This window comes from Caulobacter sp. HJHS_5 (assembly GCF_056683955.1).
This window is the reverse complement of record NZ_JBWZNC010000001.1, coordinates 621,524-644,615: the sequence shown is the minus strand read 5'-3', so window position 1 is coordinate 644,615 and position 23,092 is coordinate 621,524. Positions and strand designations below refer to the sequence as shown.

Here is a 23,092-nt window from a genome sequence, read left to right as displayed (position 1 = left end):
GACGCCGATCTCGACCACCGCCGAACTGGCGGCGTTTTGCGCTTCCTTGAAGGGTGAGCCCTTTATCGCCGTGGACACGGAGTTCATGCGCGAGACCACATACTGGCCGAAGCTGTGCCTCGTGCAGGTGGCGGGCGCCAAGAATGCGGCCTGCATCGACCCCCTGGCGGAGGACATCGATCTTACGCCGCTGCTCGATCTGATGCGCGATACCAGCATCCTCAAGGTCTTCCACGCCGCCCGTCAGGACGTGGAAATCTTCAATAATCTCGGGGCCATGCCCCTGCCGCTGTTCGACACCCAGGTGGCCGGCATGGCCGCCGGCTTCGGCGAGCAGATCGCCTACGACGCCCTGGTGCGTCAGATGCTGAAGATCGAGATCGACAAGTCGAGCCGCTTCACCGACTGGTCGCGCCGCCCGCTCAGCGAGGCGCAACTGTCCTACGCCCTGGCCGATGTGACGCACCTGGCCAAGCTGTTCCCCCTGCTGCGCGAGCGGCTGGAGAAGGCGGGCCGCTGGGCCTGGGTCGCCTCCGAAATGGGCTCGCTCACCGATCCGGCGATCTACGACGTCGATCCCGACAACGCCTGGAAGCGCCTGCGCCCGCGCAAGCACGCGGTGAAATATCTCGCCGTCTTCCGCGCCGTCGCCGCCTGGCGCGAGCGCACCGCCCAGCAGCGCGACCAGCCGCGCGGCCGCATCCTCAAGGACGAGGCGATCGACGAGATCGCCACCCAGGCGCCGACCAGCGCCGACGCCCTGAACAACATGCGCAGCGTGCCCAAGGGCTTCGCCGGCTCGAAATTCGGCCCGGACCTGATCGCCGCGGTGAAGGCCGCCCTGGCCGATCCGGAAGGTTACGCCCCGGTGCTGGCCAAGCCCGGCCCGCCGCCGCCGCAATCGGCCGGCGCGGTCGTCGAACTCCTGAAGGTGCTGCTGAAGGCGCGGGCCGAGGACGCGGGCGTGGCCTCGAAACTGATCGCCACCGTCTCCGACCTCGAAAAGATCGCCGCCTCGCAGGACGACACCGCCGACACCCCGGCCCTGACCGGCTGGCGTCGGGAAGCCTTCGGCGAGGACGCCCTCAAGCTTAAGCGCGGCGAGCTGGCCCTGGTGCTCGACGGTTCGCGCGTGCGGGTGGTCGAGGTGCGCCGCGGCCCGCGCCCGGCGAGCTGATACGCTTCGATACGTCCTTCGGGGTGGACGCGACGTAACGACGCCGGGCAGAACGGGGCATGGCCTCCGTTTCCACCATCCTTCTCCTGCTGCTGGCGGTGATCGTCAGTGGCGTCGCCGCGCGAGCGACGCGCCTGCCGTTGCCCCTGGTGCAGATCGCCCTCGGCGCCCTGATCGCGATCTCGACGATCCCGACGGTTGAGCTCGAACCCGAACTTTTCTTCCTGCTGTTCCTGCCGCCGCTGCTGTTCCTCGACGGCTGGCGCATTCCCAAGGACGACCTCCGCCGCGATCGCGCCACGGTGCTGGAACTGGCCATCGGTCTGGTGGTGCTCACCGTCGTCGGCCTCGGCTTCTTCATCCACTGGATGATCCCGGCCATGCCGCTGGCCGTCGCCTTCGCCGTGGCGGCGGTGGTCTCGCCCACCGACCCCATCGCAGTGTCCGCCATCGCCGCGCGGGCCCCGATCCCGAAGCGAATGATGCATATCCTCGAGGGGGAGTCGCTGCTCAACGACGCCTCGGGCCTCGTCTGCATGCGCTTCGCCGTCGCCGCCATGCTGACCGGCGCCTTCTCGCTTCAGAACGCGGTGCTCACCTTCCTGTGGGTCGCCATCGGCGGTCTGGCGATCGGCGTCGCCGTCACCCTGGCCGCCTCCCAGGCCAAGCGGTTCGTCTCGGCCCGTTTCGGCGAAGACACCAGCGCCCAGATCCTGGTCAGCCTGCTGATCCCGTTCGGCGCCTACATCCTGGCCGAGCATTTTCACTGCTCAGGCATCCTGGCGGCCGTGGCCGCGGGCGTGACCATGGGTTTCACCGAACTCAGCGGCCGCACCCTGGCGGTCACTCGCGTGCGCCGCGCGGGCGTGTGGGACACGGTGCAGTTCGCCGCCAACGGCGTGATCTTCGTGCTGCTCGGCGAGCAGATGCCGGGCCTGCTGGCCAAGGCGCAGCAGACCGCCGCCTCGGCCGGCCACGATCAGCCGTGGTGGCTGGCGATCTATGTCCTCGCCATCTGCGCCGCCCTGGCGGTGCTGCGCTTCGGTTGGGTGTGGGCCTCGCTGCGCCTCACCCTGTTCAAGGCCGAACGCCGGGGCCTGGCCGCGCCCAAGGTCAGCTGGCGGCTGGTCGGGGCCATGTCGCTGGCCGGCGTGCGCGGCGCGATCACCCTGGCCGGCGTGCTCACCCTGCCGCTGGCCATGAACGACGGCACGCCGTTTCCCGCCCGGGACCTCGCCATCTTCCTGGCGGCCGGGGTGATCCTGGTCTCCCTGCTGCTGGCCAGCTTCGGCCTGCCGCGCCTGCTGCGCGGCCTGGAGCTTCCGCCCGAGCGCTCGGACCAGCGCTGGGTCGACGAGGCGCGCATCGCCGCCGCCGAGGCGGCCATCCTGGCCATCGAGGCCGAGCAGCACGCCTTGGCCGCCGGCCGCCCCGACGCCTACATCTACAACGACGTCTCGGCCCGGATCATGGACACCTACCGCGAGCGAATCGAGGGCGCGGCCGGCGCGGCCGAGCCGGCGGAGGACGCCGAGGTTTTCGACAAGGTCGAGCGTCGCCTGCGCCTCGTCGGCCTCAAGGCCGAGCGCGATGAGGTCTTCCGGCGGGCGCGGTCGCGGCAGTTGCAGGACGAACAGGTGCGCAAGCTGGTCCGCGAGATCGACCTGAACGAGGCGCGATACTCGGGCTAGTTTTCCAGCACCAGCCTGCGGCCGAGCAGTTCGGCCAGGGTCTTGGCGCGGCGGGCGGTCTGTTCGCCCAGCAGCATGTCCGCCCAGCCTTTGTCGGCCGAGAGCTTCAGGCTGTCGCTGTCGATGGTCAGGCGCGCCCGGCTCAGCAGGCCGGCGTTGCGCCCGGAGAGGTCGCAGCCCAGCCGCACGGCGGCGCCCAGCACGCGGGCCCGATGCAGGCGCTCGGGGTTGAGCAGGCGGCCCAGCGTCGGCCGCTCCGGCGGATCGAAGGTCGAGGTATGCCGGGCGTAGGCCGCGGCGGCCAGGAAGGCGCGCTCCGGATGGGTCTGGCCGGCGACCGGCGCGCGCAGCACCTGTTCGAACACCAGATCGGCCCGGTGGTCCGGGTGCAGCCGGGCGCCGAGCTCGGCCAGGCGGCAGGCGGCGGCCACCAGGCGGCCGTCGCTGCCTTCGAACACGGGGGGCAGGGCCTCGAAGGCGGGGGAGAGCCAGGTCTCGAGGGCCGCCCCGAGATCCTCCGCCGCGCCCTGTCGCGCGCCGAGGGCGGCGGAGCCCTCGACCAGCGGGTCGAGCCGGCGCACCGCCGGCGGCATGGCCTCGAACAGCATGCCTTCGCGCACGCCGTAAGCGCTGATCGAGACGGTCTCGACCTCCAGCTGGTTGACCAGGGCTTCGAGCACCGTCGCCGCGTAGGGCAGGGTCTCGATCCGCTTCTTCGACATGCCCGGAATGCCTTCGAGCGAGCGCTTCGATTGTCGGGCGATCAGGCGGGCGGCCTCCAGCGCCTCGCTGCGCCCCATCTCGTACTGGTGGACGACGCCGAGCGGGTAGTCGGACATCCGCATGTGCAGCAGGGCGAGGTTGCGCCAGGCGCCGCCGACGGCGTGGAAGGTCTTGGCGCGGAAGCCGGCGGCCACCGGGGCGAGGCGCTGGCGGGCGATGTCGCGCACCCGGTCGGCGTCGAACGGACCGAGGCTGAACGGGCCCAGGGGCAAGGTGACGCCTTCCCCAGCGCCGGCGGCGGTGAGGCGGATCAGCTCCAGGCTGGCGCCGCCGAGGTCGCCCACCACGCCCTCCGCGTCCGGAGCCCCGGCCAGCACGCCGAGGGCGGCGTAGCGGGCCTCCTCCTCGCCGGAAAGCACGCTGACCGTGAACCCGGCCTCCTCGCGAACCCGCTGCACGAACGCCGGCCCGTCCTGAGCCTCGCGCACGGCGGCGGTGGCGGCGACGAAGATTTCCGACGGGCGGGCGGCGTCCAACACGGCGCGGAAGCGGCGGATGGCGGCCAGGGCCATGGCGGCGCCTTCCGGCGCGAGACGGCGCGTGGCCGCCAGGTCGCGCCCGAGGCCGGCCAGCACCTTTTCGTTGTAGACCGTCCACATGGAACGGCCTTCGAGCGCGTAGACGACGAGGCGCACGGAGTTCGATCCGATGTCGATCACCGCCGCATCGCGGGTGCGCGTGGTCATGGGGCGCTGCGGCGCCCAGGAGGGTCGCTGGCGGTCAAGGGCCGTCGGCACGCTGGCTCCCGGGTTACAAGGGCCAGGGCGAACCCTGGACGCCGTCCGCGCCGTCTTAGCGCGAGCGCGGCGGGCGCGCCAAGAGCCGACGCGGGGTTACGCGAAAGGGATCAGCGTCGGTTGCCGACGTGGTCGAAGGCCTGGGGCCGGTCGGTGGCGCGCTGGCCGCGGCCGGACAGGCTGGGGTTGGTCATGAAATACTCGTGCGCCGAGAACGCGCCCTTGCGGGCCCAGGCGGGGTCGCGCGTGTAGTGACCGGTCGAATCCAGCCGCCAGCTCTGGGCCTCGTCGTTGAAATTGGCGACCATGATTTGGTTCAGCACCTGCTGGTGCACGGTCGGGTTCTCGATCGGCGTCAGCACCTCGACGCGGCGGTCGAGGTTGCGCGGCATCCAGTCGGCCGAGGAAATGAACACCCGCGCCTTGCTGCTCGGCATCTCGTCGCCGTTGGCGAAGGCCACCACGCGGCTGTGCTCCAGGAAACGGCCGATGATGCTCTTGACCTGGATGTTTTCCGACAGCCCCGGCACGCCCGGCTTCAGGCAGCAGATGCCGCGGATGACGAGGTCGATACGCACGCCCGCCTGGCTGGCGCGATAGAGGGCGTCGATGATTTCCGGATCGACCAGGGCGTTCAGCTTGGCCCAGATGGCGGCGGGCTTTCCGGCCTTGGCGTTCTGCGCCTCGGTTTCGATCATCGCCAGCAGGCTCGGCTTCAGGGTGATCGGCGAGAACTGCAGCTTGTCGAGGTAGTCGAGCTTGGCGTAGCCGGTGATGTAGTTGAACAGCTTGCCGGCGTCGCGGCCGAGCACCGGGTCGGTCGTGAACAGCGACAGGTCGGTGTAAACCCGGGCCGTCTGCGGGTGATAGTTGCCGGTGCCGAAGTGGCAGTAGGTGCGCAGGGACTCGCCCTCGCGGCGCACCACCAGGCTGATCTTGGCGTGGGTCTTGTAGTCCATGAAGCCGAAGACGACGTGGACGCCCGCGCGCTCCAGGTCGCGCGCCCAGCGCAGGTTGTTTTCCTCGTCGAAGCGCGCCTTGATCTCGACCAGGGCGGTGACGTTCTTGCCGTTGTCGGCCGCCTCGATGAGGGCGGCCACGATCGGGCTGTCCTTGCTGGTGCGATAGAGCGTCTGCTTGATGGCCACGACATTGGGGTCGCGCGCCGCCTGCTTCAGGAACTGCACCACCACGTCGAAGCTCTCGAACGGGTGGTGGACCAGGATGTCCTTCTCGCGGATGGCGGCGAAGCAGTCGCCGCCGTGGTCGCGGATGCGCTCGGGGAAACGCGGCTCGAAGGGCGGAAACTTCAGGTCGCCGCGGTCCGGCGGGATCAGGGCGCTCATGCCGGCCAGGCCCAGTTTGCCGTCGACGATGACCACGTCGTCGGGTTCGGCGCGCAGGCCTTCCAGGATGAACTCGCGCAGATCGACAGGCATGGTCGACTGCAGCTTGACGCGCACCACCGAGCCCAGGCGGCGCTTCTTCAGCCGCGCCTCGAACTCGCGCACCAGGTCTTCGGCCTCTTCCTCGATTTCCACATCGCTGTCGCGGATCAGGCGGAACAGGCCGCGGCCCTCCACCTCGTAGCCGGGGAACAGGTGGTCGAGGAACAGGATGATGAAGCTCTCGAGAGCGACGATGCGCCGCTCGGCCTTGGCGCCGGGGCGGCGGCCGGTGTTGGGCAGCTCCCAGAACCGCTTCACGTTCTGCGGCACGGGCACCAGGGCGTACAGCGGCTTGCCGTCGGCGATGCGGCGCAGCTTCAGCGCCAGCGAGAACCCGAGGTTGGGGATGAACGGGAAGGGGTGGGCCGGATCGATGGCCAGCGGCGTAAGCAGCGGGAACATGCGGGCGAGGAAAATCTCCTCGGCCTGGGCGCGGTCGCGCGGGCTCACGTCCTTGGCGTCGAGCAGGCTAAGGCCGACGCCCGAGAGCTCGTGGCGGATTTCCCGCCAGATGCGCTGCTGGTCGGCCATCAGTTCGGCGGCGTCGGCGTTGACCCGGGTCAGCTGCTCGCCCGGCGTCGCGCCGTCCTGACTGGGCTTGCGCACGCCCTCGCGCACCTGGGCCTTCAGGCCGGCGACGCGCACCATGTAGAATTCGTCGAGGTTATTGGCCGAGATCGAGAGGAACCGCAGCCGCTCCAGCAGCGGGTGGCGGGGGTTCTCGGCCTCCTCGAGCACCCGGCGGTTGAAGGCCAGCCACGAAAGCTCGCGGTTGAAGAAGCGTTCGGGCGAGGCGAGCAGGGCTTCGTCGAGGGTTAGACCCTCGCTGGCGGGCACGACGGGCGTGGCGGCGAAATTGGCTTCTAAGATCGACATGACGTCTTATCTGGGCGCCCACGGCGCGAAAGTCCCGCACCTTGGCACGGAATTGTTCCAGTTTGTCTAAACTCGCCCGGGCGGCGGTTCAGGCTTCCAGGATTTGCCGCGCCACGAGGCGTCCGACCGGCCGGTGGTGGGCGCCGGCCACCTTGTCGAGGCGGCTGACCAGGGCGTGGGCGGCCGGGATCGAGCGCTCCATGCGCTTCAGCAGGTAGGTGTAGAGGTCCGGCGCCGGGCGGATGTGGCGGTCGCGGAACAGCTTTTCGAGAACGCCCAGCATCATCTCGTCGTCCGGCGGCTCGATCTCCACGGTGGTGATGGCGCGCAGGCGCGAGCGCAGGTCGGGCAGGGTGGTGACCCATTCCGCGGGCGGCGCGCGGCCGGTGATCAGCAGGCTGCCGCCCTGCTGGGCCGCCATGTTGATCAGGTGAAACAGCGTCACCTCGCCGATGGTGTGCTCGGCGTCGTCGAGCAGCACGGGGCGGCCGGCGAGGTTCAGCAGGTCGAGCGGGGCGCGGGGGCTGGGAATTTCGGCGCCGACCCGGTCGGCCCAGGCCATGGCCATGTGCGTCTTGCCCGAGCCGGCGGGGCCGGCGAGCGCCAGGACGCCGCCGGGCCACGAGGGCCAGCGTTCCAGGGCGCGGAAAGCTTCAGCATTGCAATCGGAACGCACGAGGTCCGCCGCCGCGTAGTTCTCGGCGTGCTCAAGGCTCAACTGCAACTGTTCGATCAAGACGTTTCCGGTACTGGAGGCGGAAGCCAAATTAACCGCAAGCCGCGTTGCGGTCGATGCGCCAACCCCGGAAGCGCGGGGGATGACTGGCCCGCACCTGTGGAAATCCTCAGCCCCAGGCGGGGAAATCCCTCGAATCCTTGACAACACCCCCTCGCGCGTGCGCCTTCCGCCGCTCGTTTTCCGAACTTCGCGGCCTATCCCATGCACGCCTATCGCACCCATAACTGCGGCGCCCTGCGCGGCGCCGACACCGGCGCCGAAGTGCGCCTGTCGGGCTGGATTCACCGCAAGCGCGACCACGGCGGCCTGGTGTTCATCGACCTGCGCGATCACTACGGCATGACGCAGCTGGTGCTGCACCCGGAGACCCCCGGCTTCGCGACGATCGAGCGCCTGCGCGCCGAGAGCGTCATCCGCGTCGACGGCGAGGTGATCGCCCGCACCGCCGAGACCGTGAACCCCAACCTGCCGACCGGCGAGGTCGAGGTGCGCGTGCGCGCCGTCGAGGTGCTGTCGGAAGCCGCCGAACTGCCGCTGCCGGTGTTCGGCGAGCCGGAATACCCCGAGGAAATCCGCCTCAAACACCGCTATCTGGATCTGCGCCGCGAGACCCTGCACAAGAACATCGTGCTGCGCTCGAAGGTGATCGACAGCATCCGCCGCCGCATGGTCGGCCAGGGCTTCACCGAGTTCCAGACGCCGATCCTGACCGCCAGCTCGCCGGAAGGCGCGCGCGACTTCCTGGTGCCTTCGCGCCTGCACGCCGGCCAATTCTATGCGCTGCCGCAGGCCCCGCAGCAGTTCAAGCAACTGCTGATGGTCGCCGGCTTCGACCGCTACTTCCAGATCGCGCCCTGCTTCCGCGACGAAGACCTGCGGGCCGACCGCAGCCTGGAGTTCTACCAGCTCGACGTCGAGATGAGCTTCGTGACCCAGGAAGACGTGTTCGCCGCCATCGAGCCGGTGATGCACGGCGTCTTCACCGAGTTCGCCGACGGCAAGAGCGTGACGCCCTATCCGTTCCCGCGCATCCCGTATCGCGAGGCGATCAGCAAGTACGGCAGCGACAAGCCGGACCTGCGCAACCCGCTGGAGATGCAGGCCGTCTCCGACCACTTCCGCGGCGGCGGCTTCGGCCTGTTCGCCCGCATCCTGGAAGACGCCAAAAAGAACGCCGTGTGGGCCATCCCCGCGCCCAAGGGCGGCAGCCGCGCCTTCTGCGACCGCATGAACTCCTGGGCGCAGGGCGAGGGCCAGCCGGGCCTCGGCTACATCTTCTGGAGCGACGACCAGGGCGCCTGGGGCGGCCCGATCGCCAAGAACCTGGGGCCGGAACGCACCCAGGCGATCATGGATCAGCTGGGCCTCGGCCAGGGCGACGCCGCCTTCTTCGTCGCCGGCGATCCGAAGACCTTCTACAAGTTCGCCGGCTCGGCCCGCACCAAGGTGGGCACGGATCTCGGCCTGGTCGGCGAGGGCGAGTTCAAGTTCTGCTGGATCGTCGACTTCCCGATGTACGAGCTGAACGACGAGGGGAAGGTGGACTTCAGCCACAACCCCTTCTCGATGCCGCAGGGCGAGCTGGAGGCCCTGACCAGCAAGGACCCGCTGGATATCCTGGCTTATCAGTACGACATCGTCTGCAACGGCTACGAGCTGTGCTCCGGCGCGATCCGGAACCACAAGCCGGAGATCATGCTGAAGGCCTTCGAACTGGCCGGCTACGGCCCGGAAGTGGTCGAGGCGGAGTTCGGCGGCATGCTGAACGCCTTCCGCTATGGCGCGCCGCCGCACGGCGGTCTCGCGCCCGGCATCGACCGCATCGTCATGCTGCTGGCGGGCCAGATCGCGATCCGCGAAGTAATCGCCTTCCCGCTGAACCAGCAGGGGCAGGACCTGCTGCTGAGCGCGCCGTCGCAGGTGCGCGAGAAGCAGCTCAAGGAACTGCACATCCGCACGGCGCTGCCGATCAAGTAGCTCGGCGCGAACGCCGACGGCCTCCCGCTTGCGCTGGGAGGCGGGCTGTCCGCAGGCGCCGGACCGCATCTAGGCGGGCGCCGGCGCGTGAGGCGGATGGACGCCCGCGAGACTGGGCGGGTACGCCGCTCGTGAGGGAACGGGCTCGACCGCGCGCCTGGGCCGGTTAGGCGGCATGGCTTCGATCAGGGCGTCGGCGAGGATATGGCCGACCTCGGCCGGCGTCGGATCTTCGCCGGCCCAGACGGCTTCGGCCAAGCGGCGCCAGGCGGGGAAGGCGCCGAGGTCGTCGATGATGCGGGCGACGATGTCATCCACCGAGCCCGTGAGCCGGGGCAGGGCGGGCGTGAGGGCGCGGAGACCTTCGGGCTTCTCCGGTCGCTCATGCCAGTCGGGCGCTTCCCGGTCGTCAGGCTCCTCGATTTCACAGGGTTCGCCATCGTTCGTGAGGCAGGGCGCGCTTTCCGCAGCCGACCCCGGCGTCGACCGGACGCCGGCTTCGATCCGTTGCAAGGTTTCCCGAAGGCGCAGGTCCAACGCCTCGATGACGCGGACGGCGCGGCGCACGCGCTCGATGATGCGATACAGGCGAGAGGCGTGGGCGGGCGAAAGCGCGCTGACCGCCATCCATTGGCGCAGCAGGACGACGATGCCGTCGGCGATATCCGCCAGCCAGGCCAGCGCGGTCAGGCGCCGCAAGGTCAGAGCCTTGAGATCGTCGAGGGAGGTTTCCGGCGCGGTGGAGGGCGAAGTCATTAAGAACAAAGATAGAACATTTATCCGCCCGTGTCGATCTGGCGGGCGCGCGCAGCCGTGGAAAACCGAGCGGCGCGTGGCGTGTCGTCTATCGGGGCGTTCTGGCTTCGGCGCAGTCGCGACGGCTGCAGGAGGAAGCTCCTAGAACGAAGCGCCGACCCATGGGTGGCGAGCCTGTTCGTACACGGCCTGGGTCGGGGCGGGATAGGCCGGGTCGGCGAACGCTCCAACCGCGACGGCGATCACGCCCGGCTTCCGTAGCGGCTCCCAATAGACGGACGAGCCGCAGGTCGGACAGAAGTGAAACCTGACGTCGGCCCCGCTATCGGAAGGACGGGTGAAGGTCTTTTCGGGACCCGACACCTGGACATCGCGGGCGTCGTAAAAAGCAGCAATGCCATAGGTGCTGCCGGTCCGCCGTTGGCAGGCAAGACAGTGACACAGGGAAACCTTCAGCGGCTCTCCGGTGCATTCGGCCCGAAGTGCTCCGCAGGCGCAGGAGGCCGTCCTGATCATTATCGCCTCCGCTAGAGGAAGGCCTCAGTCTAGCCGGCCGATTGGCGACGGCAAATGAGCTTTCTGAATATCAGCTAGGGGTGGATGGCGAACCTCGGGGCCTGGCGAACCAGCTTGATCGGCCGAGGGTCAGCCCCCCTAAGCCGCCCTGGAAAAAAACCCTCGCCATGGACCCGAACCTGGCAGCCGCGGCCGCTATCAATGATTTCGCGAGCGCGCCGGTAGGCCGAGGCGCGGGTGATGTCTTTGTCAGAGACTTGCCGACCTGGTCGCCCTCGTGCTCCACGACCCACCTTCAGCGCAGCGGATGACAGCTAGAATTACGCGGTCAATTTGGGCTCTCATTCCGGCATTATTGCGCAATAGATGGGGCGAAGATTTGCCCCGCGATTAGAATTTCGTTGTGGTTCTGTAAAAGTTAGGCTAGTGTCATGGCATCAAATATCGAATTGGCTCACTTGCCGACCCGATGATTTCGAAGAAATCGCTCGGGTTATACATTTAGACCCTACCCGAAAATTTGATCTCTCAGCCTGATAATGGGCGGGAGAACGCATGTCCGGAAAGGGACTATTATGCAAACTGGCACCGTAAAGTGGTTCAACGACACCAAGGGCTTTGGCTTCATCCAACCTGACCAGGGCGGCGCGGATGCGTTCGTCCACATCTCGGCTGTGGAACGCGCGGGTATGCGCTCGTTGCAGGAAGGCCAAAAGATCGGCTTCGAGATGGAAAAAGACCAACGCACCGGCAAGATGTCGGCCGGCCAACTACAAGCGGCGTAAGACCGCTATTCCGCCGGTCTCCGGCAGGAATCGAATCGGGCGGCCAGCCATGCTGGCCGCCCGATCTCGTTTACGCCAGCAACACAACGACGATCAGGGCGGTTCGCCGGCCCCTCCTTTTCCATGCATGACCCGAGAGATGACGAGAATGGCGCGCAAGCCCAACTACCAGTTCGAACGCCAGGAGCGCGATCGTGCAAAGGCCGCAAAGATCGCATCCAAGGCGAAGCAGCGTGAGCAGGCCGCCGCCGATGGCGGGGCCACCGGCGGCGGCCCCCCGGAGCCGAGATCCTGACGATGAGCACGCTCAGCTACAACCATCAGACAGTGCAGCTTGACGGTGGGGAGTTCAGCGACTGCGAATTTTCCCACTGCCGATTAGTTTACTCGGGCGGCGCGTTGCCCCGGATCGCAGGATGCCGCTTCAACGACTGCGAATGGACCTTGCAGGGCGCCGCCGCCGATACACTCGCCTTCCTCAAACTGATGTGGGCAGCCGGTGCGAAAACCGCCGTTCAATCGACGATAAAGGACATTACATTGGCCAGCCGTTCGACATCATGAACACATCAACAATCGAACGCGCCTTCTTCCTCGCCCGAACGGGGCGTTACGACACCTTGGCCAAGCTTCACCAGCAGCTCACGACGGAGGGATGCCGCGCGGTCGATACGCTCCTGTCGCCGAGACACATCAGAAAGCATCTGGAGGCGCTGTGTGCGGCCTCAGTCCACGCGCACTCGACATAGCAGGAATACAGCAACTCGATGAAAGACTCCCTGAAGGCCGGATTCGCCGAGCGACTTAAGACGGCGGCCGCGTCAAAGCAGGCGCTCCTCGGCAAGCTTCGGCCGAAGCCAACACAGACAAACCCCGACCACGAGGCGCGCGCAGGCCTGCGGGCAGCCGAGCTGGCCGGTGTTCGAGAACGGCGCGCAAAAAGTAAGAACGACAAGCGGCAAGCTTCTGAGGAGGCCTTGGCGGCGGCCCAGTTAGCGGCCGCAGAGGCTCAAGAGGCGGAGCTGCAGGCGAAACGCGGAAAGCGCAAAGATCGCAAGGCGCTCTCGGCTGCCGAGGCCAAGGCCGCCCGAGACGCGAAGTATGCCGCGCGGCAGGCGCGCCGATAGCTTTGCCCGCCCGCCGCCTCAGCGCGGCTCGACGCTGAAGCGCGGGGCCGGCGGGACCGGGGGCCTGGGCGGGGCGGGCGGGCGCGGCGGCGGCATGGCGCGCATGGCTTCGGCGGCGGCGGCCTTGGCCTCCTCGGCGACGCGCCGGGCGTCGATATTGATGCGGAATCGCGTCTCGCCACGGCAGGGACCCACCGTCAGGCCGCGCGGCAGCACGGCGCCGCCGCTGCTGCAGGCGTCGTCCAGCTGATCCTGGGTCAGGTTGCGGGCGCCGCTGAAGGTGGCGTTGGTCAACTGCGCGTGGCTGAGGTCGGCGTCGCGGAAATCGGCGTTGGTGAAGTCGGCCCCGATCAGGTTGGCGCCGCGCAGGTCGGCCTCGCGGAAGGAGGCCCGGGTGAACCGGCCCCTGGCGAGATTCGCGCCGCTAAGGTCGGCTTCGCGGAAACTGGCGTTCGCGGCCGACACGGCGGTGAGGTCCGAACCGATCAGTTCGCTCTCGCTGAAGTCGCTGGCGTTGAGGTTGGCCTTGATGAAGGCCACGCCGCGCAGCTCCGCGCCGCTGAGCTTGGCGCGCGACAGGTCGACATTGGTGAAATTGGCCCCGGTGGCCTCGACGCCTTCGAGGTTGGCGTTGGTGAAATTCGACTGGGCGAAGGTGGTGCCCATCATCGAGGCGCCGCGCAGGTCGGCCCGGCTGAGATCGGCCGCCGCGAAGTTGGAGCCCATGAACGACGCCCCGCGCAGGTCGGACGCGACCATCACCGCCTTGGTGAAGTTGGCGCCGGTGAAGCGGGCGCCCACGAGGCGGCGGCCCGACAGCTCGCAGGAGACGCATTGGCCGCCGAACGAGACCAGGCGGGCGACATCCTTGTCCTCGGCGGCGGGGGCGCGCGCTTCGGCGGCGCCGGCGAAGGCGAGGAGGAGAAGGGAGGCGGCGGCGAAAGCGATACGGGTCATCGGCTACATCTTTGGTGACCGTTTGCGGTCGTAACCGATTTGGGCCGCCGCACGCCAGATCGCTACTTAAATCGCCGTCATGAAAGGGAATTAACGGCAGGCCGGGATGCGCAATCCGGCCGGAAGGCGGGTGGTCTGGTCGCCGCAGGCCCGGTCGAGCTGGCCCTGGCGCAGGCCGACGGCGCGGTCCATCTCGGCGCCCGAGAAGTTCGCTCCGGACAGGTTGGCGCCCGCGAGGTTGGCCCCTTCCAGATAGGCGCCGACGAAGGTGGCGTTGGTCAGGTCGGCCCCTGCGAAATTGGCGCTGGAGAATACGGCCCCGTAGGCGTTGACGTCGCGCAGGTCGCCGCCGGCGAAGACGGTGCGGTTCATCACCGACAGGGAAAGATCGGCCTGGCGCAGGCGGGCCTTGGCGAAGTTGCGGCTCTTCAGCTCGGCGCCGCCGAGATCGGCCTGGAACAGATTGCAGCCCGGGCAGTGGGCGCCGCCCCGGGCGCGGGCGATCTGGCCGGCGTTCTGGGCCAGGGCGGGCGTCACAAAAAGGGCCAGGACCAGGCTGGCGGCGGCGATGGATTTCATTTCGGTACGAGCCTTCGGCTGTCGCAGTCGATCAGCCGTACCCCAGCAACCTTAAGGCCACGTTGTTGCTAATGCGGGTTCGGGGGGGGGGCCGCCCTCGTCCTTCGAGGCTCGCGATGCTCGCACCTCAGGATGAGGGCTACTGCGAACGGGACGGACTAAGCGTGACGGTTGCTCGACCTAGCCGTTGTCGACGCGGTCGGCCTGGGCGCCGCAGGTCTCGCAGACGGTGACCGCGCCCTTGCGCACCAGGGCCAGGTCGCCGCAGGCGGCGCAGACGTCGGCGTGGGCGAAGGTGGTGCGGCGCGCCTCGTCGCCGCGCGCGCCGAACGGCAGGAACACCAGGTTGTCGGGGGCGGCCCCGCGCGAGAAGCCCTTGGAGATGAACTTCGAGGCCGGCTGCATCTGCGGGCCGTGCGGCTCGGCGCCCTGTTCCTCGTTCTTGCCGCGGCCCAGGCCGTCGGCGTCCAGGGTCTCGCCGCCCTCGGCGTTGGCCAGCTCGTTGCGCCCGAGGTAGCTGACGCCCAGCTCGCGGAAGATGTAGTCGAGGATCGAGGTGGCCGAGCGGATGCTGTCGTTGCCCGTCACCGGGCCGGCCGGTTCGAAACGGGTGAAGACGAAGGCGTCGACGAACTCCTCCAAGGGCACGCCGTATTGCAGGCCGATGGAGATCGCGACCGCGAAGTTGTTCATCAGGCTGCGGAAGGCGGCGCCTTCCTTGTGCATGTCGAGGAAGATCTCGCCGAGTTCGCCGTCGTCGTACTCGCCGGTGTGCAGATAGACCTTGTGGCCGCCCACGGCCGCCTTCTGGATGTAGCCCTTGCGGCGGTCGGGCAGCTTGCGGCGCAGGCGGTCGCGTTCGACCACGCGCTCGACGATGCGCTCGGCCGGTTCGGCCGCCGGGGCGCGCGGGGCGGCGGGTTCGGGGATGTCGAGGCGGTAGCCGGCCGGGGGGGCGGCGCGGGCCAGGCGCACGGCGCGGACGCCGGAGGCGGCGGCCTGGGCCTGCAGGGCCACGGCCTCGGCGGGCCGGGCGCCGAACGCCAGCGATAGCTCGGCGACGGCGGGGATGTCGGCGAAGGTCTCGGCGGTCGCGATCATCGCCAGGCGGGCGTTAAGCGCGATGGCGTCGGGCTCGGCCAGGGCCGCGCGGGTCGCCTCGCCCAGGAAGGCGACGTCGTCCAGGCGGCCGGCGCCGACCAGCTCGCGGCCGACCGAGGCGATGGCGGCGTCGTCCAGCCCGACCAGCGACAGCACCTCGCCCTGGCCGCCCAGCACGTCGCTGACGAAGCCGGCGCCGAGCACCGAGGGGCCGAACACATCATCGAGGCCGCGGGCCAGGGGCAGGGCGGCCTGCACGGCCGAAAGCTCATGGTCGGTGAAGCCCTTGGCGCGCAGCAGGCCGAGGTCGAGCGAGGCGGCCTGGGCGAGATCGCGCGAGCCGAGGGCGTGGCGGCGCGCGGCGGCCAGATCGGCGCCGGCGTGCGAGAGGGCCTTCAGCGCCGCGTCGGAGATCACCGGCAGGACGGCGGCGTCGGCGGTTTCGACGAGCGTCAGGGCGCCGCGCCACGGAGCGGCGCCGAGGGGCGCGGCGAGACGCAGGGCCAGTTCGGGATCTTCGGAAAGCCCGACGCGGGCGAGGTTGCGCAGGCCCACGGCGGCGGCGCGGGCGGCGGCCTCCTCCATCAGGGCGGCGGCGCGCTGGCTGAGCGGATCGGCGCTTTGGCGGGCGGCGACCGCGCGCTGGTCGAGCGTGGTGAGGCTTGTGGGCGCCGCGTCGGCCCAGGCGGGGCAAGGGGCGAAGACCGCCGCGAGGTCGGCCGAGGTCATGGCCGCGGAGGCGGAGGCCAGGGCCCAGAGGCCGCCGGCGACGGCGCGGCCGGCGTCGGAGTCGTAGGCGAGGCCGCGGGCGGCCAAGAGGTCGGCGACGCCGCCGAGCGTCAGGCCGAGGCGTCGCTCGGGCGAGGGCGGAGCGACGAGGTCGAGGGCGATCGTCGCCAGGCGGACGAGGCGCTCGAAGGCGGCGGCGTCGAAGCCGTCGGCGGTCTCGAAGGCGCGTACGTCCAGGGCGGCGCGGGGCGCGGTTCCGTCGGCGAGGGCCTCGGCGTCGGCCTGATCGAAGGCGACGGTCAGGCCGCCGACTTCCCAGCCGGCGTGGGCGGCCAGGTCGCAGGGCGCGGCCCGGTCGGTGAAGGCGACCAGCTGCGGCATGGGCGGCGGCTCGGGCCGCTCAAGCCGGGCGCGGCCGGTCTCGGCCAGGGCGATGGCCTCGGCGATGTGGGCGTCGTCGACGCCGGCCTGGCGGGCGGCCCAGGCGGCGCGGGCCAGGGCGGGGTTGCTGGCCGGGTCGGCGCAGGCCGCCGCCTCGCCGTCGCAGCGGGCGACCGCCTCGGCGATGGCCGACAGCCGGTCCTCGGTGACCTCCAGCAGCCGGGCCTGCAGGGCGGCCGAGCGGGCGGCGCCGAGGTGGCGCGCGACCTGGCGCTCGAAGTCCGGCGCCGTGCGGTCGGAGAGGGGAAGGCGCTTGCTGGCGCCGTGCGGACCGAAGGCGAGCAGGCCGCCAGCCTGGGCCTCGAACAGGGCTTCGCGGAAGGCGACGGCGTCGGCCTGGCGGTCGAACAGGCCGGCTGTCCAGCCGAGGGCGGCCGCGTGCAGGGCGAACTGGGCCGGGCCGCCGCCGAGCAGCGGGTCGTCGTGCGTCAGGGTCTTGGGAACATCGGCGGGTTCAGCGCGGGGCAGGGCGGCCGACCAGTCGGTCCAGGCTTCGACGCGGGCGTCGCTCCAGCCTTTCGGGGCCAGCACCCCGACGAGCGAATCCGCCGCCTCCAGGGTGCGCAGTTCGACCTGCGGCGCGACAGCCGGACGCCTCTCGAAACGCATACGCCGCACGCTCCCTGACGACTCGCGCCGAAGGGTATGATTCGAGTCGGGGGCATTCAATAGATGTTGGGGTCGCGGGCGCTTTGCTCCACAACATCTCGATATTCTGGCGGCGCTGGACGCTGCGGGGGCCGGCCCCTATAGTCCGGCCGTCCCTTCGACCCCCTCCCAGTTCGGACCCTCTGTGCTCAAAGCGATCTTCACCTGGTGGAACGGCGGCGCCCTTGGCCTGAAGTTCACCGTCGCCCGTCGTGGCAAATTCGTCGGCCAGGACGAGTTCGGCAACAAGTACTACGAAGCGCGCGACGACAAGGACAGCTACGACAAGGGTCGCAAGCGCCGCTGGGTGATCTATCCGGGCTACGCCGAAGCCTCGAAGGTGCCGCCGGACTGGAACGGCTGGCTGAAGTACACCTTCGACGAGCCGCCGACCGTGGAGCCTCTGGCCCGTCGCGCCTGGGAAAAAGACCACCAGCCGAACCTGACGGGCACCCTGCACGCCTGGCGTCCCAAGGGCTCGATCGCCCGCGGCGGCGAGCGCGCCGCGGCCACCGGCGACTATCAGGCCTGGACCCCGGAGTAGGCGGGTGATCCCGCGCGGGCGTGCTCTGCTGATCGCGGGGACGACCACGGTCGTCGTCGCCGGCCTCGCCCACGCCATGGCCCAGACATCCGTTCAGCCGCCGCCCGCCACGCAGCCCGCTCCGGCCGCCGTCCCGACGCCCGCGCCCGTCGCCGCCCCACCGGCGGCTCCCGTCGCCCGGCCCGAGCCCGCCGAGCCGCCCAAGCCGGTGGAGCCGCTGAAGCGTTCGCGGGCGCCGACCGCCATCCTGCAGGCGCTTGACAAGGTGACGGCCGAGACCATGCGCTTCGAGGCGCCGGTCGGTCAGCCGATCCGCTACAAGACGCTGGTCTTCACGGTGCGCGCCTGCGAGACCACCGCCGCCGACGAGCCCGAGCCGGATGCGGCCGCCTATGTGGTGGTCGACAGCCAGCCGCGCTCGACGCCCGGCCGGGCCATCACCGCCTCACGCCAGGTGTTTCGCGGCTGGATGTACGCCGGGGCGCCGGGCCTGCATCCCCTGGGGCACCCGGTCTATGACGCCTGGCTGATCGCCTGCAAGGCGCCGGCCCCGCCGCCGGCGCCGCCCGCCCCGAAGCGGCCGAAGTCGCCGGATCCGGTCGTCGATCCGGCAGCGGCGACGCCCGCTCCGACCGCGGCGGCTCCAACCGCTTCCGCGCCCGCAGCGACCCCGCCGCCCGCCGTGACGCCGACGCCCGCGCCGACGGGGCCGCGTCCCGCGCCGGCCGCCTCGGCGCCGCCGCCCAGCGCCGCGCCCAGCCTGGCCCGATAGTCCTCGCGGTCGATCTCGACCGCCCCGAACTGCGTCAGATGCTCGGTGATGAACTGGGTGTCGAGCAGGGTGTAGCCGCCGACGATCAGCCGGGCGATGAGGTGCACCAGGGCGACCTTGCTTGCGTCACGGGCGCGCGAGAACATGCTCTCGCCGAAGAAGGCGCGGCCGAGCGAGACGCCGTAGAGCCCGCCGGCCAGACGGCCGTCTTCCCAGCACTCGACGCTGTGGGCCTGACCGCGCTTGAAGAGGTCGCCGTAGAGCCGCTCGATCGGGCGGTTGATCCAGGTCTCGGGCCGGTTCGGCTTGGCGGCGGCGCAGGAGGCGACGACGGCGTCGAAGGCGGTGTCGACCCGCACCTCGTAGACGTCCGACCGCACGGTGCGCGCCAGGCGGCGCGGCACGTGGAAGGCGTCCAGCGGCAGCACCCCCCGATGCTCCGGATCGATCAGGAAGATGCGGTCGTCGTCGCGCGCGTCCGCCATCGGGAAGACGCCGCGACGATAGCAGGCGATCAGATGGTCGGCGGTGAAGTGCACGCCGCCTCCCGACCCCCTAGGCCGAAGCCTCGCTCTGGCTGGCGATCCACTTTTCGAGCCAGTGGATGTTGTAGTCGCCGGTCAGGATGTCGGGCTGCTGCAGCAGGTCCTGGAACAGGGGCGTGGTGGTCTCGATGCCGCCCACCACCAGCTCGCCCAGGCAGCGCCGCAGACGGGCGATGCACTCGGCGCGGTCGCGGCCGTGCACGATCAGCTTGCCGATCAGGCTGTCGTAATAGGGCGGGATCGAATAGCCGGCGTAGATGGCGCTATCCAGCCGCACGCCCAGGCCGCCCGGCGCGTGGAAGTCCGACACCAGGCCCGGCGAGGGCGTGAAGGTGCGCGGGTTCTCGGCGTTGATGCGGCACTCGATGGCGTGGCCCTCGAAGACCACGTCCTTCTGGGTGAAGCTGAGCGGCAGGCCGGCGGCGATGCGGATCTGCTCGCGCACCAGGTCGATGCCGGTGATGGCCTCGGTGACCGGGTGCTCCACCTGCAGGCGGGTGTTCATCTCGATGAAGAAGAACTCGCCGTCTTCCCACAGGAACTCGATGGTGCCGACGCCGAGGTAGCCGATGGCCTTGATGGCGTCGACGACGATCTTGCCGATCTTCTCGCGTCCCTCGGCGTTCAGGGCGGGCGAGGGGGCTTCTTCCAGCACCTTCTGGTGACGGCGCTGCAGCGAGCAGTCGCGCTCGCCGAGGTGCACCACGTTGCCGTGGCTGTCGGCGATGACCTGCAACTCGATGTGGCGCGGCTTCTGGAGGTAGCGCTCCATGTAGACGGCGCCGTTGCCGAAGGCGGCCTTGGCCTCGGTCTGGGCCGAGAGCACGGCTTCCTCCAGATCGTCGGCGGTGAGGGCGACCTTCATGCCGCGACCGCCGCCGCCGGCGGCGGCCTTGATGAGCACCGGGAAGCCGATCTTCTCGGCGGCCGCGATGGCTTCCTCGACGGTTTCGACCTCGCCATCGGAGCCCGGCACCACGGGGATGCCGGCTTCCATCACCGTCTGCTTGGCGCTGATCTTGTCGCCCATGATCCGGATGTGCTCCGGCTTCGGGCCGATGAAGGTGTAGCCGTGGGCGCCGACGATCTCGGCGAAGCGGGCGTTCTCGGAGAGAAAGCCGTAGCCGGGGTGGATCGCCTGGGCGCCGGTGATCTCGGCGGCGGCGATGATCGAGGGGATGTTGAGGTAGCTCTTGGCGGCGGGGGCGGGGCCGATGCACACGCTCTCGTCGGCCAGGCGCACCCACATGGCGCCGGCGTCGGCCTCGGAGTGGACCGCCACGGTGGCGATGCCCATTTCCTTGCATGCGCGGTGGATCCGCAGCGCGATTTCGCCGCGGTTGGCGATGAGGATTTTGTCGAACATGGCGCGGGCCTAGTCGATGATCACGAGGCCCTCGCCGAACTCGACCGGCTGGGCGTCGGCGGCGAGAATCTCCACGACCTTGCCGGCCTTGGGGGCGGGGATCGGATTCATGGTTTTCATGGCTTCGATGATCAGCAGGGTCTGGCCGGCCGTGACCGTATCGCCGACCTTGACGAACTGGTTCGCGCCGGGGGCGGGGGCCAGGTAGACGGTGCCGACCATCGGCGACTTCACGAGTTCGCCGGCGACCGGCGTCGTGGCCGGGACCGCGGCGGCGGCGGCCGGAGCGGCCGCGGGCGCGGCGACCGGCGCCGGAGCGGCGGCCTCAGGCGCGGCGACATAGGACACCGGAGCGGCGACCGGCGCGGCGGTGCGGGCGACGCGGATCTTCAGATCGCCCTGTTCGACCTCGATCTCGGTGAGGCCGGTCTCCTTGAGGATCTTGGCCAGGTCGCGAACCGTTTTGGTGTCGATCGGGCGGTCGGCGGGCGCCTCGGGCTTGGACATCAAGCGTACTCCGATTTCATCAGGCCTGAGCCGCAGCGGACTTCACGAGACGCGCTGCCGCTTCGACGGCCAATAGGTAGCTGTTGGAACCGAACCCGGCCACCACGCCCGTCACCACCGGCGACAGATAGCTGTGGTGGCGGAACGCTTCTCGCGTCGCCGGGTTCGAGAGGTGACATTCCACCGTCGGTATCTTGAGCATCTTCACGGCGTCGAGAATGGCGACGGAGGTGTGGGTGTAGGCGGCGGCGTTGATCACCAGGGCCGAAGCCTCGGTGCGCGCCTCCTGAATCCATGTGACGAGGTCGCCCTCGTGATTCGACTGACGGCAGACAGCCTCGAAGCCGAAAACGGCCGCCCGCTCCTCGCAGAGCGCACGGATGTCTTCCAGCGTTTCGTGGCCATAGATTTCCGGCTCGCGCACGCCCAACAGATTGAGGTTGGGGCCGCTCAGCACGTAGATCGGTTTGGACATAAAGCTCCGCCGTCCGTTCGGAGCGTCTTGTATAGGCCCGGTCGAACCCCCACAAGCAAGCCGAAATGACCACTTCAGCCCTGAACCTGACGATTAACGGCGAACCCCGCGCGTTTACGGGCGAGCCGACCCTGGCCGCGCTGGTCGCGTCGCTGGGCCTCGACCTGCGCAAGGTCGCCGTGGAGCGAAATCTGGAGGTGATTCCCCGCCGCCTGCTGGGCGAGTCGCCCATCGCCGACGGCGACCGCATCGAGATCGTGCATTTCATCGGCGGGGGGTGAGGATGGGGGGAGGAGCTGTATGAGCGTTCTAGAGGATTGCTGTGTGTAGGCTGTCGTCTAGATGGACAATCGATCGAAGGGTTCCCATGAAGGTCGCTTTGGCTCTTCTCGTCGCAACCGGCCTAGCTTCGTGCGGGCCAGGAAAGCCACGGCCTACTCCGTCGGAGACTTATCCGGCCCCTTGGGTCGAACCGTCAGCCGATGTTTATAGGACCCTCTATGCCAGTGGATATCGATGCGGGGAGGGCTATCAACGCACATCCACAGTCGGTGTCGGAGAGTTCCTACTTTTTTGTCGAGAAGCTAATGGCCAGTGGACGACCTACCTTGTTTACCCGGCCATAGAAAAGGTGCTCGGTCCGGATCGGAATTACGCCTATGCTAATGGGATATTATTGCCCGACCGCTCTGAAGCCGCAAAAACAATAGCACCGTAAGGTCCGCTTCCATCCGTTGCTGTGGTGAGAGGGGCATCGCGGCACGTCATTTGCGTTGCGGCCACGCAGGCCCGATCTAGCCATCGATCAACACGTGACTGAGCGCAGATGGAAGCAGCACCCAACAATCCCGACAACAACGGCCTCGGAGCGCTGCCATTCTGCGTCGCCCGAATAACCGCAGGTGTCGCCGGGAACCCCAGCGCAGTCGCCTACGGCACGGGCTTCTTCTACCAGTTCGTGGTGTCGGGCGGTGATGTAATCTGCCTTGTTTCGAACAAGCACGTCCTTGAAGGGCGCCCTTGGGTTGAGGTCGGGTTTGCGCAGAAAACCGCCGATGGGCGCCGGGCCTTGGGGCCAGCGACCTCCCTGCGGGTCCCGGCTGGAGGTTTGCCGATCATGGGGCATCCTGACCCGGAAGTTGATCTTGCGATCATGCCGATCACCCCGCTCGTCAACGATTTGAAAACGAGCGGCTTTGACCCCTTCGTCCTGTGTCTCAACCAGGGCGTCTGCGTCACACCCAATAGGGCCGCGACATTGGAAGCAGCGACCGACGTAATTATGGTCGGTTTTCCAAACGGTCTTATGGACGAGGCCAACAACCTTCCGGTGTTGCGGCGGGGATCGCTCGCGACGCCTTATCGGGCGAACTACGCGGGCAGACGCGACTTTGTAGTAGATATCGCCTCCTTTGGAGGGTCGTCAGGATCTCCCGTTTTCGCCTTCTTCAACGGGATTGAAGCGACCCCGCAGAGCATAAACATGGGGGGGCAGTCGTTCTATTTAATTGGCGTGCTGCACTCTGGGCCGGTGCTCAATGCAGAGGGCCAGATAGTACAAAGGCCGGTTCCGACACAAACGGTAGTCATCACGCAGCAGATGATACACCTGGGCTACTGCGCCAAGATTGACCTCCTGGCCGATTTCCTACCCGAGATTGAAAGGCTTGCCGGGTCGCCACCGGCCTAACTATCTGCTTAGTCTTTGACTAACTTTCCAAAGGCCGCTTCCCACCCTACGCAGACCCTGGGTGCGTCATCCTGAGCGGCGCGCAGCGCCTGTCGAAGGACGCAGTGCGGGTCAGCTTTGGTTCGG

Annotated in this window: 23 protein-coding genes and 1 pseudogene; 11 read left to right on the top strand and 13 right to left on the bottom strand. The window is 68.8% G+C overall.

Annotated features, from left to right (window positions below):
* The first annotated feature begins 46 nt into the window (after positions 1-46).
* Complete coding sequence (gene rnd, locus ACFLIT_RS03310; RefSeq protein ID WP_479909824.1) at positions 47-1,177, top strand: ribonuclease D; 1,131 nt, start codon at positions 47-49, stop codon at positions 1,175-1,177.
* 59 nt (positions 1,178-1,236) lie between these two features.
* On the top strand, positions 1,237-2,868 hold the full coding sequence (locus tag ACFLIT_RS03305) for a Na+/H+ antiporter (protein WP_479909736.1): 1,632 nt from the start codon (positions 1,237-1,239) through the stop codon (positions 2,866-2,868).
* On the opposite strand, the gene ACFLIT_RS03300 is transcribed toward ACFLIT_RS03305, so the two are convergent.
* From ACFLIT_RS03300 to ACFLIT_RS03290, 3 genes are all read right to left on the bottom strand, one after another.
* Positions 2,865-4,337 (bottom strand): Ppx/GppA phosphatase family protein, encoded by a 1,473-nt coding sequence (locus ACFLIT_RS03300; RefSeq protein ID WP_479909735.1) that lies wholly within the window; start codon positions 4,335-4,337, stop codon positions 2,865-2,867. The two genes, ACFLIT_RS03305 and ACFLIT_RS03300, sit on opposite strands and share 4 nt — an antisense overlap.
* Positions 4,338-4,498: 161 nt before the next feature.
* A complete protein-coding gene (locus ACFLIT_RS03295) occupies positions 4,499-6,712 on the bottom strand; it encodes an RNA degradosome polyphosphate kinase (protein ID WP_479909734.1) in 2,214 nt (737 codons plus the stop codon).
* Between the two features lie 88 nt (positions 6,713-6,800).
* Positions 6,801-7,448 carry a P-loop NTPase family protein gene (locus ACFLIT_RS03290; protein ID WP_479909733.1) on the bottom strand — a complete coding sequence of 216 codons (648 nt, stop codon included), beginning with the start codon at positions 7,446-7,448 and terminating at the stop codon, positions 6,801-6,803.
* Positions 7,449-7,652: 204 nt separating this feature from the next.
* Here ACFLIT_RS03290 and aspS point away from each other — a divergent pair, with 204 nt between their 5' ends.
* Positions 7,653-9,428 (top strand): aspartate--tRNA ligase, encoded by a 1,776-nt coding sequence (aspS, locus tag ACFLIT_RS03285; protein ID WP_479909732.1) that lies wholly within the window; start codon positions 7,653-7,655, stop codon positions 9,426-9,428.
* 69 nt (positions 9,429-9,497) lie between these two features.
* On the opposite strand, the gene ACFLIT_RS03280 is transcribed toward aspS, so the two are convergent.
* Entirely contained in the window at positions 9,498-10,184 is a 687-nt protein-coding gene (locus tag ACFLIT_RS03280; RefSeq protein ID WP_479909731.1) for a hypothetical protein, read from the bottom strand.
* A 141-nt stretch (positions 10,185-10,325) separates the two neighbouring features.
* Positions 10,326-10,700 (bottom strand): GFA family protein, encoded by a 375-nt coding sequence (locus tag ACFLIT_RS03275; RefSeq protein WP_479909730.1) that lies wholly within the window; start codon positions 10,698-10,700, stop codon positions 10,326-10,328.
* A 575-nt stretch (positions 10,701-11,275) separates the two neighbouring features.
* On the opposite strand from ACFLIT_RS03275, the gene ACFLIT_RS03270 reads away from it, so the two are divergent.
* From ACFLIT_RS03270 to ACFLIT_RS03255, 4 genes are all read left to right on the top strand, one after another.
* Positions 11,276-11,485, top strand: a complete 210-nt coding sequence (locus ACFLIT_RS03270) for a cold-shock protein (protein ID WP_479909729.1) — start codon at positions 11,276-11,278, stop codon at positions 11,483-11,485.
* Positions 11,486-11,633: 148 nt separating this feature from the next.
* Entirely contained in the window at positions 11,634-11,780 is a 147-nt protein-coding gene (locus ACFLIT_RS03265) for a hypothetical protein (RefSeq protein ID WP_479909728.1), read from the top strand.
* Between the two features lie 2 nt (positions 11,781-11,782).
* The gene (locus ACFLIT_RS03260; protein WP_479909727.1) at positions 11,783-12,049 is read left to right on the top strand and encodes a hypothetical protein; all 267 of its coding nucleotides are present in this window, start codon (positions 11,783-11,785) and stop codon (positions 12,047-12,049) included.
* Positions 12,050-12,252: 203 nt separating this feature from the next.
* Positions 12,253-12,612 (top strand): DUF6481 family protein, encoded by a 360-nt coding sequence (locus ACFLIT_RS03255; RefSeq protein WP_479909726.1) that lies wholly within the window; start codon positions 12,253-12,255, stop codon positions 12,610-12,612.
* A gap of 18 nt (positions 12,613-12,630) precedes the next feature.
* Here the strand turns inward: ACFLIT_RS03255 and ACFLIT_RS03250 are convergent, their stop codons facing one another.
* The 3 genes from ACFLIT_RS03250 to ACFLIT_RS03240 form a co-directional block, all read right to left on the bottom strand.
* A complete protein-coding gene (locus tag ACFLIT_RS03250; protein ID WP_479909725.1) occupies positions 12,631-13,569 on the bottom strand; it encodes a pentapeptide repeat-containing protein in 939 nt (312 codons plus the stop codon).
* A 90-nt stretch (positions 13,570-13,659) separates the two neighbouring features.
* Entirely contained in the window at positions 13,660-14,148 is a 489-nt protein-coding gene (locus tag ACFLIT_RS03245; protein ID WP_479909724.1) for a pentapeptide repeat-containing protein, read from the bottom strand.
* Positions 14,149-14,328: 180 nt separating this feature from the next.
* Positions 14,329-17,028: a TSCPD domain-containing protein gene (locus ACFLIT_RS03240; RefSeq protein WP_479909723.1), complete on the bottom strand. Its 2,700-nt coding sequence runs from the start codon at positions 17,026-17,028 to the stop codon at positions 14,329-14,331.
* 184 nt (positions 17,029-17,212) lie between these two features.
* Between ACFLIT_RS03240 and ACFLIT_RS03235 the strand changes: the two genes are divergently transcribed.
* Positions 17,213-17,611, top strand: a complete 399-nt coding sequence (locus tag ACFLIT_RS03235; protein ID WP_479909722.1) for an NADH:ubiquinone oxidoreductase subunit NDUFA12 — start codon at positions 17,213-17,215, stop codon at positions 17,609-17,611.
* 93 nt (positions 17,612-17,704) lie between these two features.
* Here ACFLIT_RS03235 and ACFLIT_RS03230 read toward each other — a convergent pair whose 3' ends face one another.
* Positions 17,705-17,857: a hypothetical protein gene (locus ACFLIT_RS03230; protein ID WP_479909827.1), complete on the bottom strand. Its 153-nt coding sequence runs from the start codon at positions 17,855-17,857 to the stop codon at positions 17,705-17,707.
* Positions 17,858-17,891: 34 nt separating this feature from the next.
* Between ACFLIT_RS03230 and ACFLIT_RS03225 the strand changes: the two genes are divergently transcribed.
* Positions 17,892-18,383, top strand: coding sequence for a DUF2155 domain-containing protein (locus tag ACFLIT_RS03225; protein WP_479909823.1), 492 nt, complete (start codon positions 17,892-17,894; stop codon positions 18,381-18,383).
* Here ACFLIT_RS03225 and aat read toward each other — a convergent pair.
* The 4 genes and pseudogenes from aat to aroQ form a co-directional block, all read right to left on the bottom strand.
* Positions 18,311-18,922, bottom strand: a pseudogene (gene aat, locus ACFLIT_RS03220) (leucyl/phenylalanyl-tRNA--protein transferase); the annotation flags it as partial. The gene ACFLIT_RS03225 and the pseudogene aat sit on opposite strands and share 73 nt — an antisense overlap.
* Before the next feature lie 16 nt (positions 18,923-18,938).
* Positions 18,939-20,294: an acetyl-CoA carboxylase biotin carboxylase subunit gene (gene accC, locus ACFLIT_RS03215; protein ID WP_479909721.1), complete on the bottom strand. Its 1,356-nt coding sequence runs from the start codon at positions 20,292-20,294 to the stop codon at positions 18,939-18,941.
* Positions 20,295-20,303: 9 nt separating this feature from the next.
* Entirely contained in the window at positions 20,304-20,801 is a 498-nt protein-coding gene (gene accB, locus ACFLIT_RS03210) for an acetyl-CoA carboxylase biotin carboxyl carrier protein (protein WP_479909720.1), read from the bottom strand.
* Between the two features lie 19 nt (positions 20,802-20,820).
* The gene (gene aroQ, locus ACFLIT_RS03205) at positions 20,821-21,276 is read right to left on the bottom strand and encodes a type II 3-dehydroquinate dehydratase (protein WP_479909719.1); all 456 of its coding nucleotides are present in this window, start codon (positions 21,274-21,276) and stop codon (positions 20,821-20,823) included.
* Positions 21,277-21,356: 80 nt separating this feature from the next.
* Between aroQ and thiS the strand changes: the two genes are divergently transcribed.
* Positions 21,357-21,557 (top strand): sulfur carrier protein ThiS, encoded by a 201-nt coding sequence (thiS, locus tag ACFLIT_RS03200; RefSeq protein ID WP_479909822.1) that lies wholly within the window; start codon positions 21,357-21,359, stop codon positions 21,555-21,557.
* 545 nt (positions 21,558-22,102) lie between these two features.
* On the top strand, positions 22,103-22,966 hold the full coding sequence (locus ACFLIT_RS03195; RefSeq protein ID WP_479909718.1) for a S1 family peptidase: 864 nt from the start codon (positions 22,103-22,105) through the stop codon (positions 22,964-22,966).
* The last annotated feature ends 126 nt before the right edge of the window (positions 22,967-23,092 follow it).

Bases quoted from the DNA above. Each gene is read 5' to 3' on its own strand.
- ACFLIT_RS03305 (WP_479909736.1), top strand. From the start codon at position 1,237: ATGGCCTCCGTTTCCACCATCCTTCTCCTGCTGCTGGCGGTGATCGTC.
- ACFLIT_RS03300 (WP_479909735.1), bottom strand. From the start codon at position 4,337: ATGACCACGCGCACCCGCGATGCGGCGGTGATCGACATCGGATCGAAC.
- ACFLIT_RS03295 (WP_479909734.1), bottom strand. From the start codon at position 6,712: ATGTCGATCTTAGAAGCCAATTTCGCCGCCACGCCCGTCGTGCCCGCC.
- aspS (WP_479909732.1), top strand. From the start codon at position 7,653: ATGCACGCCTATCGCACCCATAACTGCGGCGCCCTGCGCGGCGCCGAC.
- ACFLIT_RS03280 (WP_479909731.1), bottom strand. From the start codon at position 10,184: ATGACTTCGCCCTCCACCGCGCCGGAAACCTCCCTCGACGATCTCAAG.
- ACFLIT_RS03275 (WP_479909730.1), bottom strand. From the start codon at position 10,700: ATGATCAGGACGGCCTCCTGCGCCTGCGGAGCACTTCGGGCCGAATGC.
- ACFLIT_RS03270 (WP_479909729.1), top strand. From the start codon at position 11,276: ATGCAAACTGGCACCGTAAAGTGGTTCAACGACACCAAGGGCTTTGGC.
- ACFLIT_RS03265 (WP_479909728.1), top strand. From the start codon at position 11,634: ATGGCGCGCAAGCCCAACTACCAGTTCGAACGCCAGGAGCGCGATCGT.
- ACFLIT_RS03260 (WP_479909727.1), top strand. From the start codon at position 11,783: ATGAGCACGCTCAGCTACAACCATCAGACAGTGCAGCTTGACGGTGGG.
- ACFLIT_RS03255 (WP_479909726.1), top strand. From the start codon at position 12,253: ATGAAAGACTCCCTGAAGGCCGGATTCGCCGAGCGACTTAAGACGGCG.
- ACFLIT_RS03250 (WP_479909725.1), bottom strand. From the start codon at position 13,569: ATGACCCGTATCGCTTTCGCCGCCGCCTCCCTTCTCCTCCTCGCCTTC.
- ACFLIT_RS03245 (WP_479909724.1), bottom strand. From the start codon at position 14,148: ATGAAATCCATCGCCGCCGCCAGCCTGGTCCTGGCCCTTTTTGTGACG.
- ACFLIT_RS03240 (WP_479909723.1), bottom strand. From the start codon at position 17,028: ATGCGTTTCGAGAGGCGTCCGGCTGTCGCGCCGCAGGTCGAACTGCGC.
- ACFLIT_RS03230 (WP_479909827.1), bottom strand. From the start codon at position 17,857: ATGGCGGTCGGCGCCCGCGAACGCTTCAGCGGCTCCACCGGCTTGGGC.
- ACFLIT_RS03225 (WP_479909823.1), top strand. From the start codon at position 17,892: ATGCGCTTCGAGGCGCCGGTCGGTCAGCCGATCCGCTACAAGACGCTG.
- accC (WP_479909721.1), bottom strand. From the start codon at position 20,294: ATGTTCGACAAAATCCTCATCGCCAACCGCGGCGAAATCGCGCTGCGG.
- accB (WP_479909720.1), bottom strand. From the start codon at position 20,801: ATGTCCAAGCCCGAGGCGCCCGCCGACCGCCCGATCGACACCAAAACG.
- aroQ (WP_479909719.1), bottom strand. From the start codon at position 21,276: ATGTCCAAACCGATCTACGTGCTGAGCGGCCCCAACCTCAATCTGTTG.
- ACFLIT_RS03195 (WP_479909718.1), top strand. From the start codon at position 22,103: ATGGAAGCAGCACCCAACAATCCCGACAACAACGGCCTCGGAGCGCTG.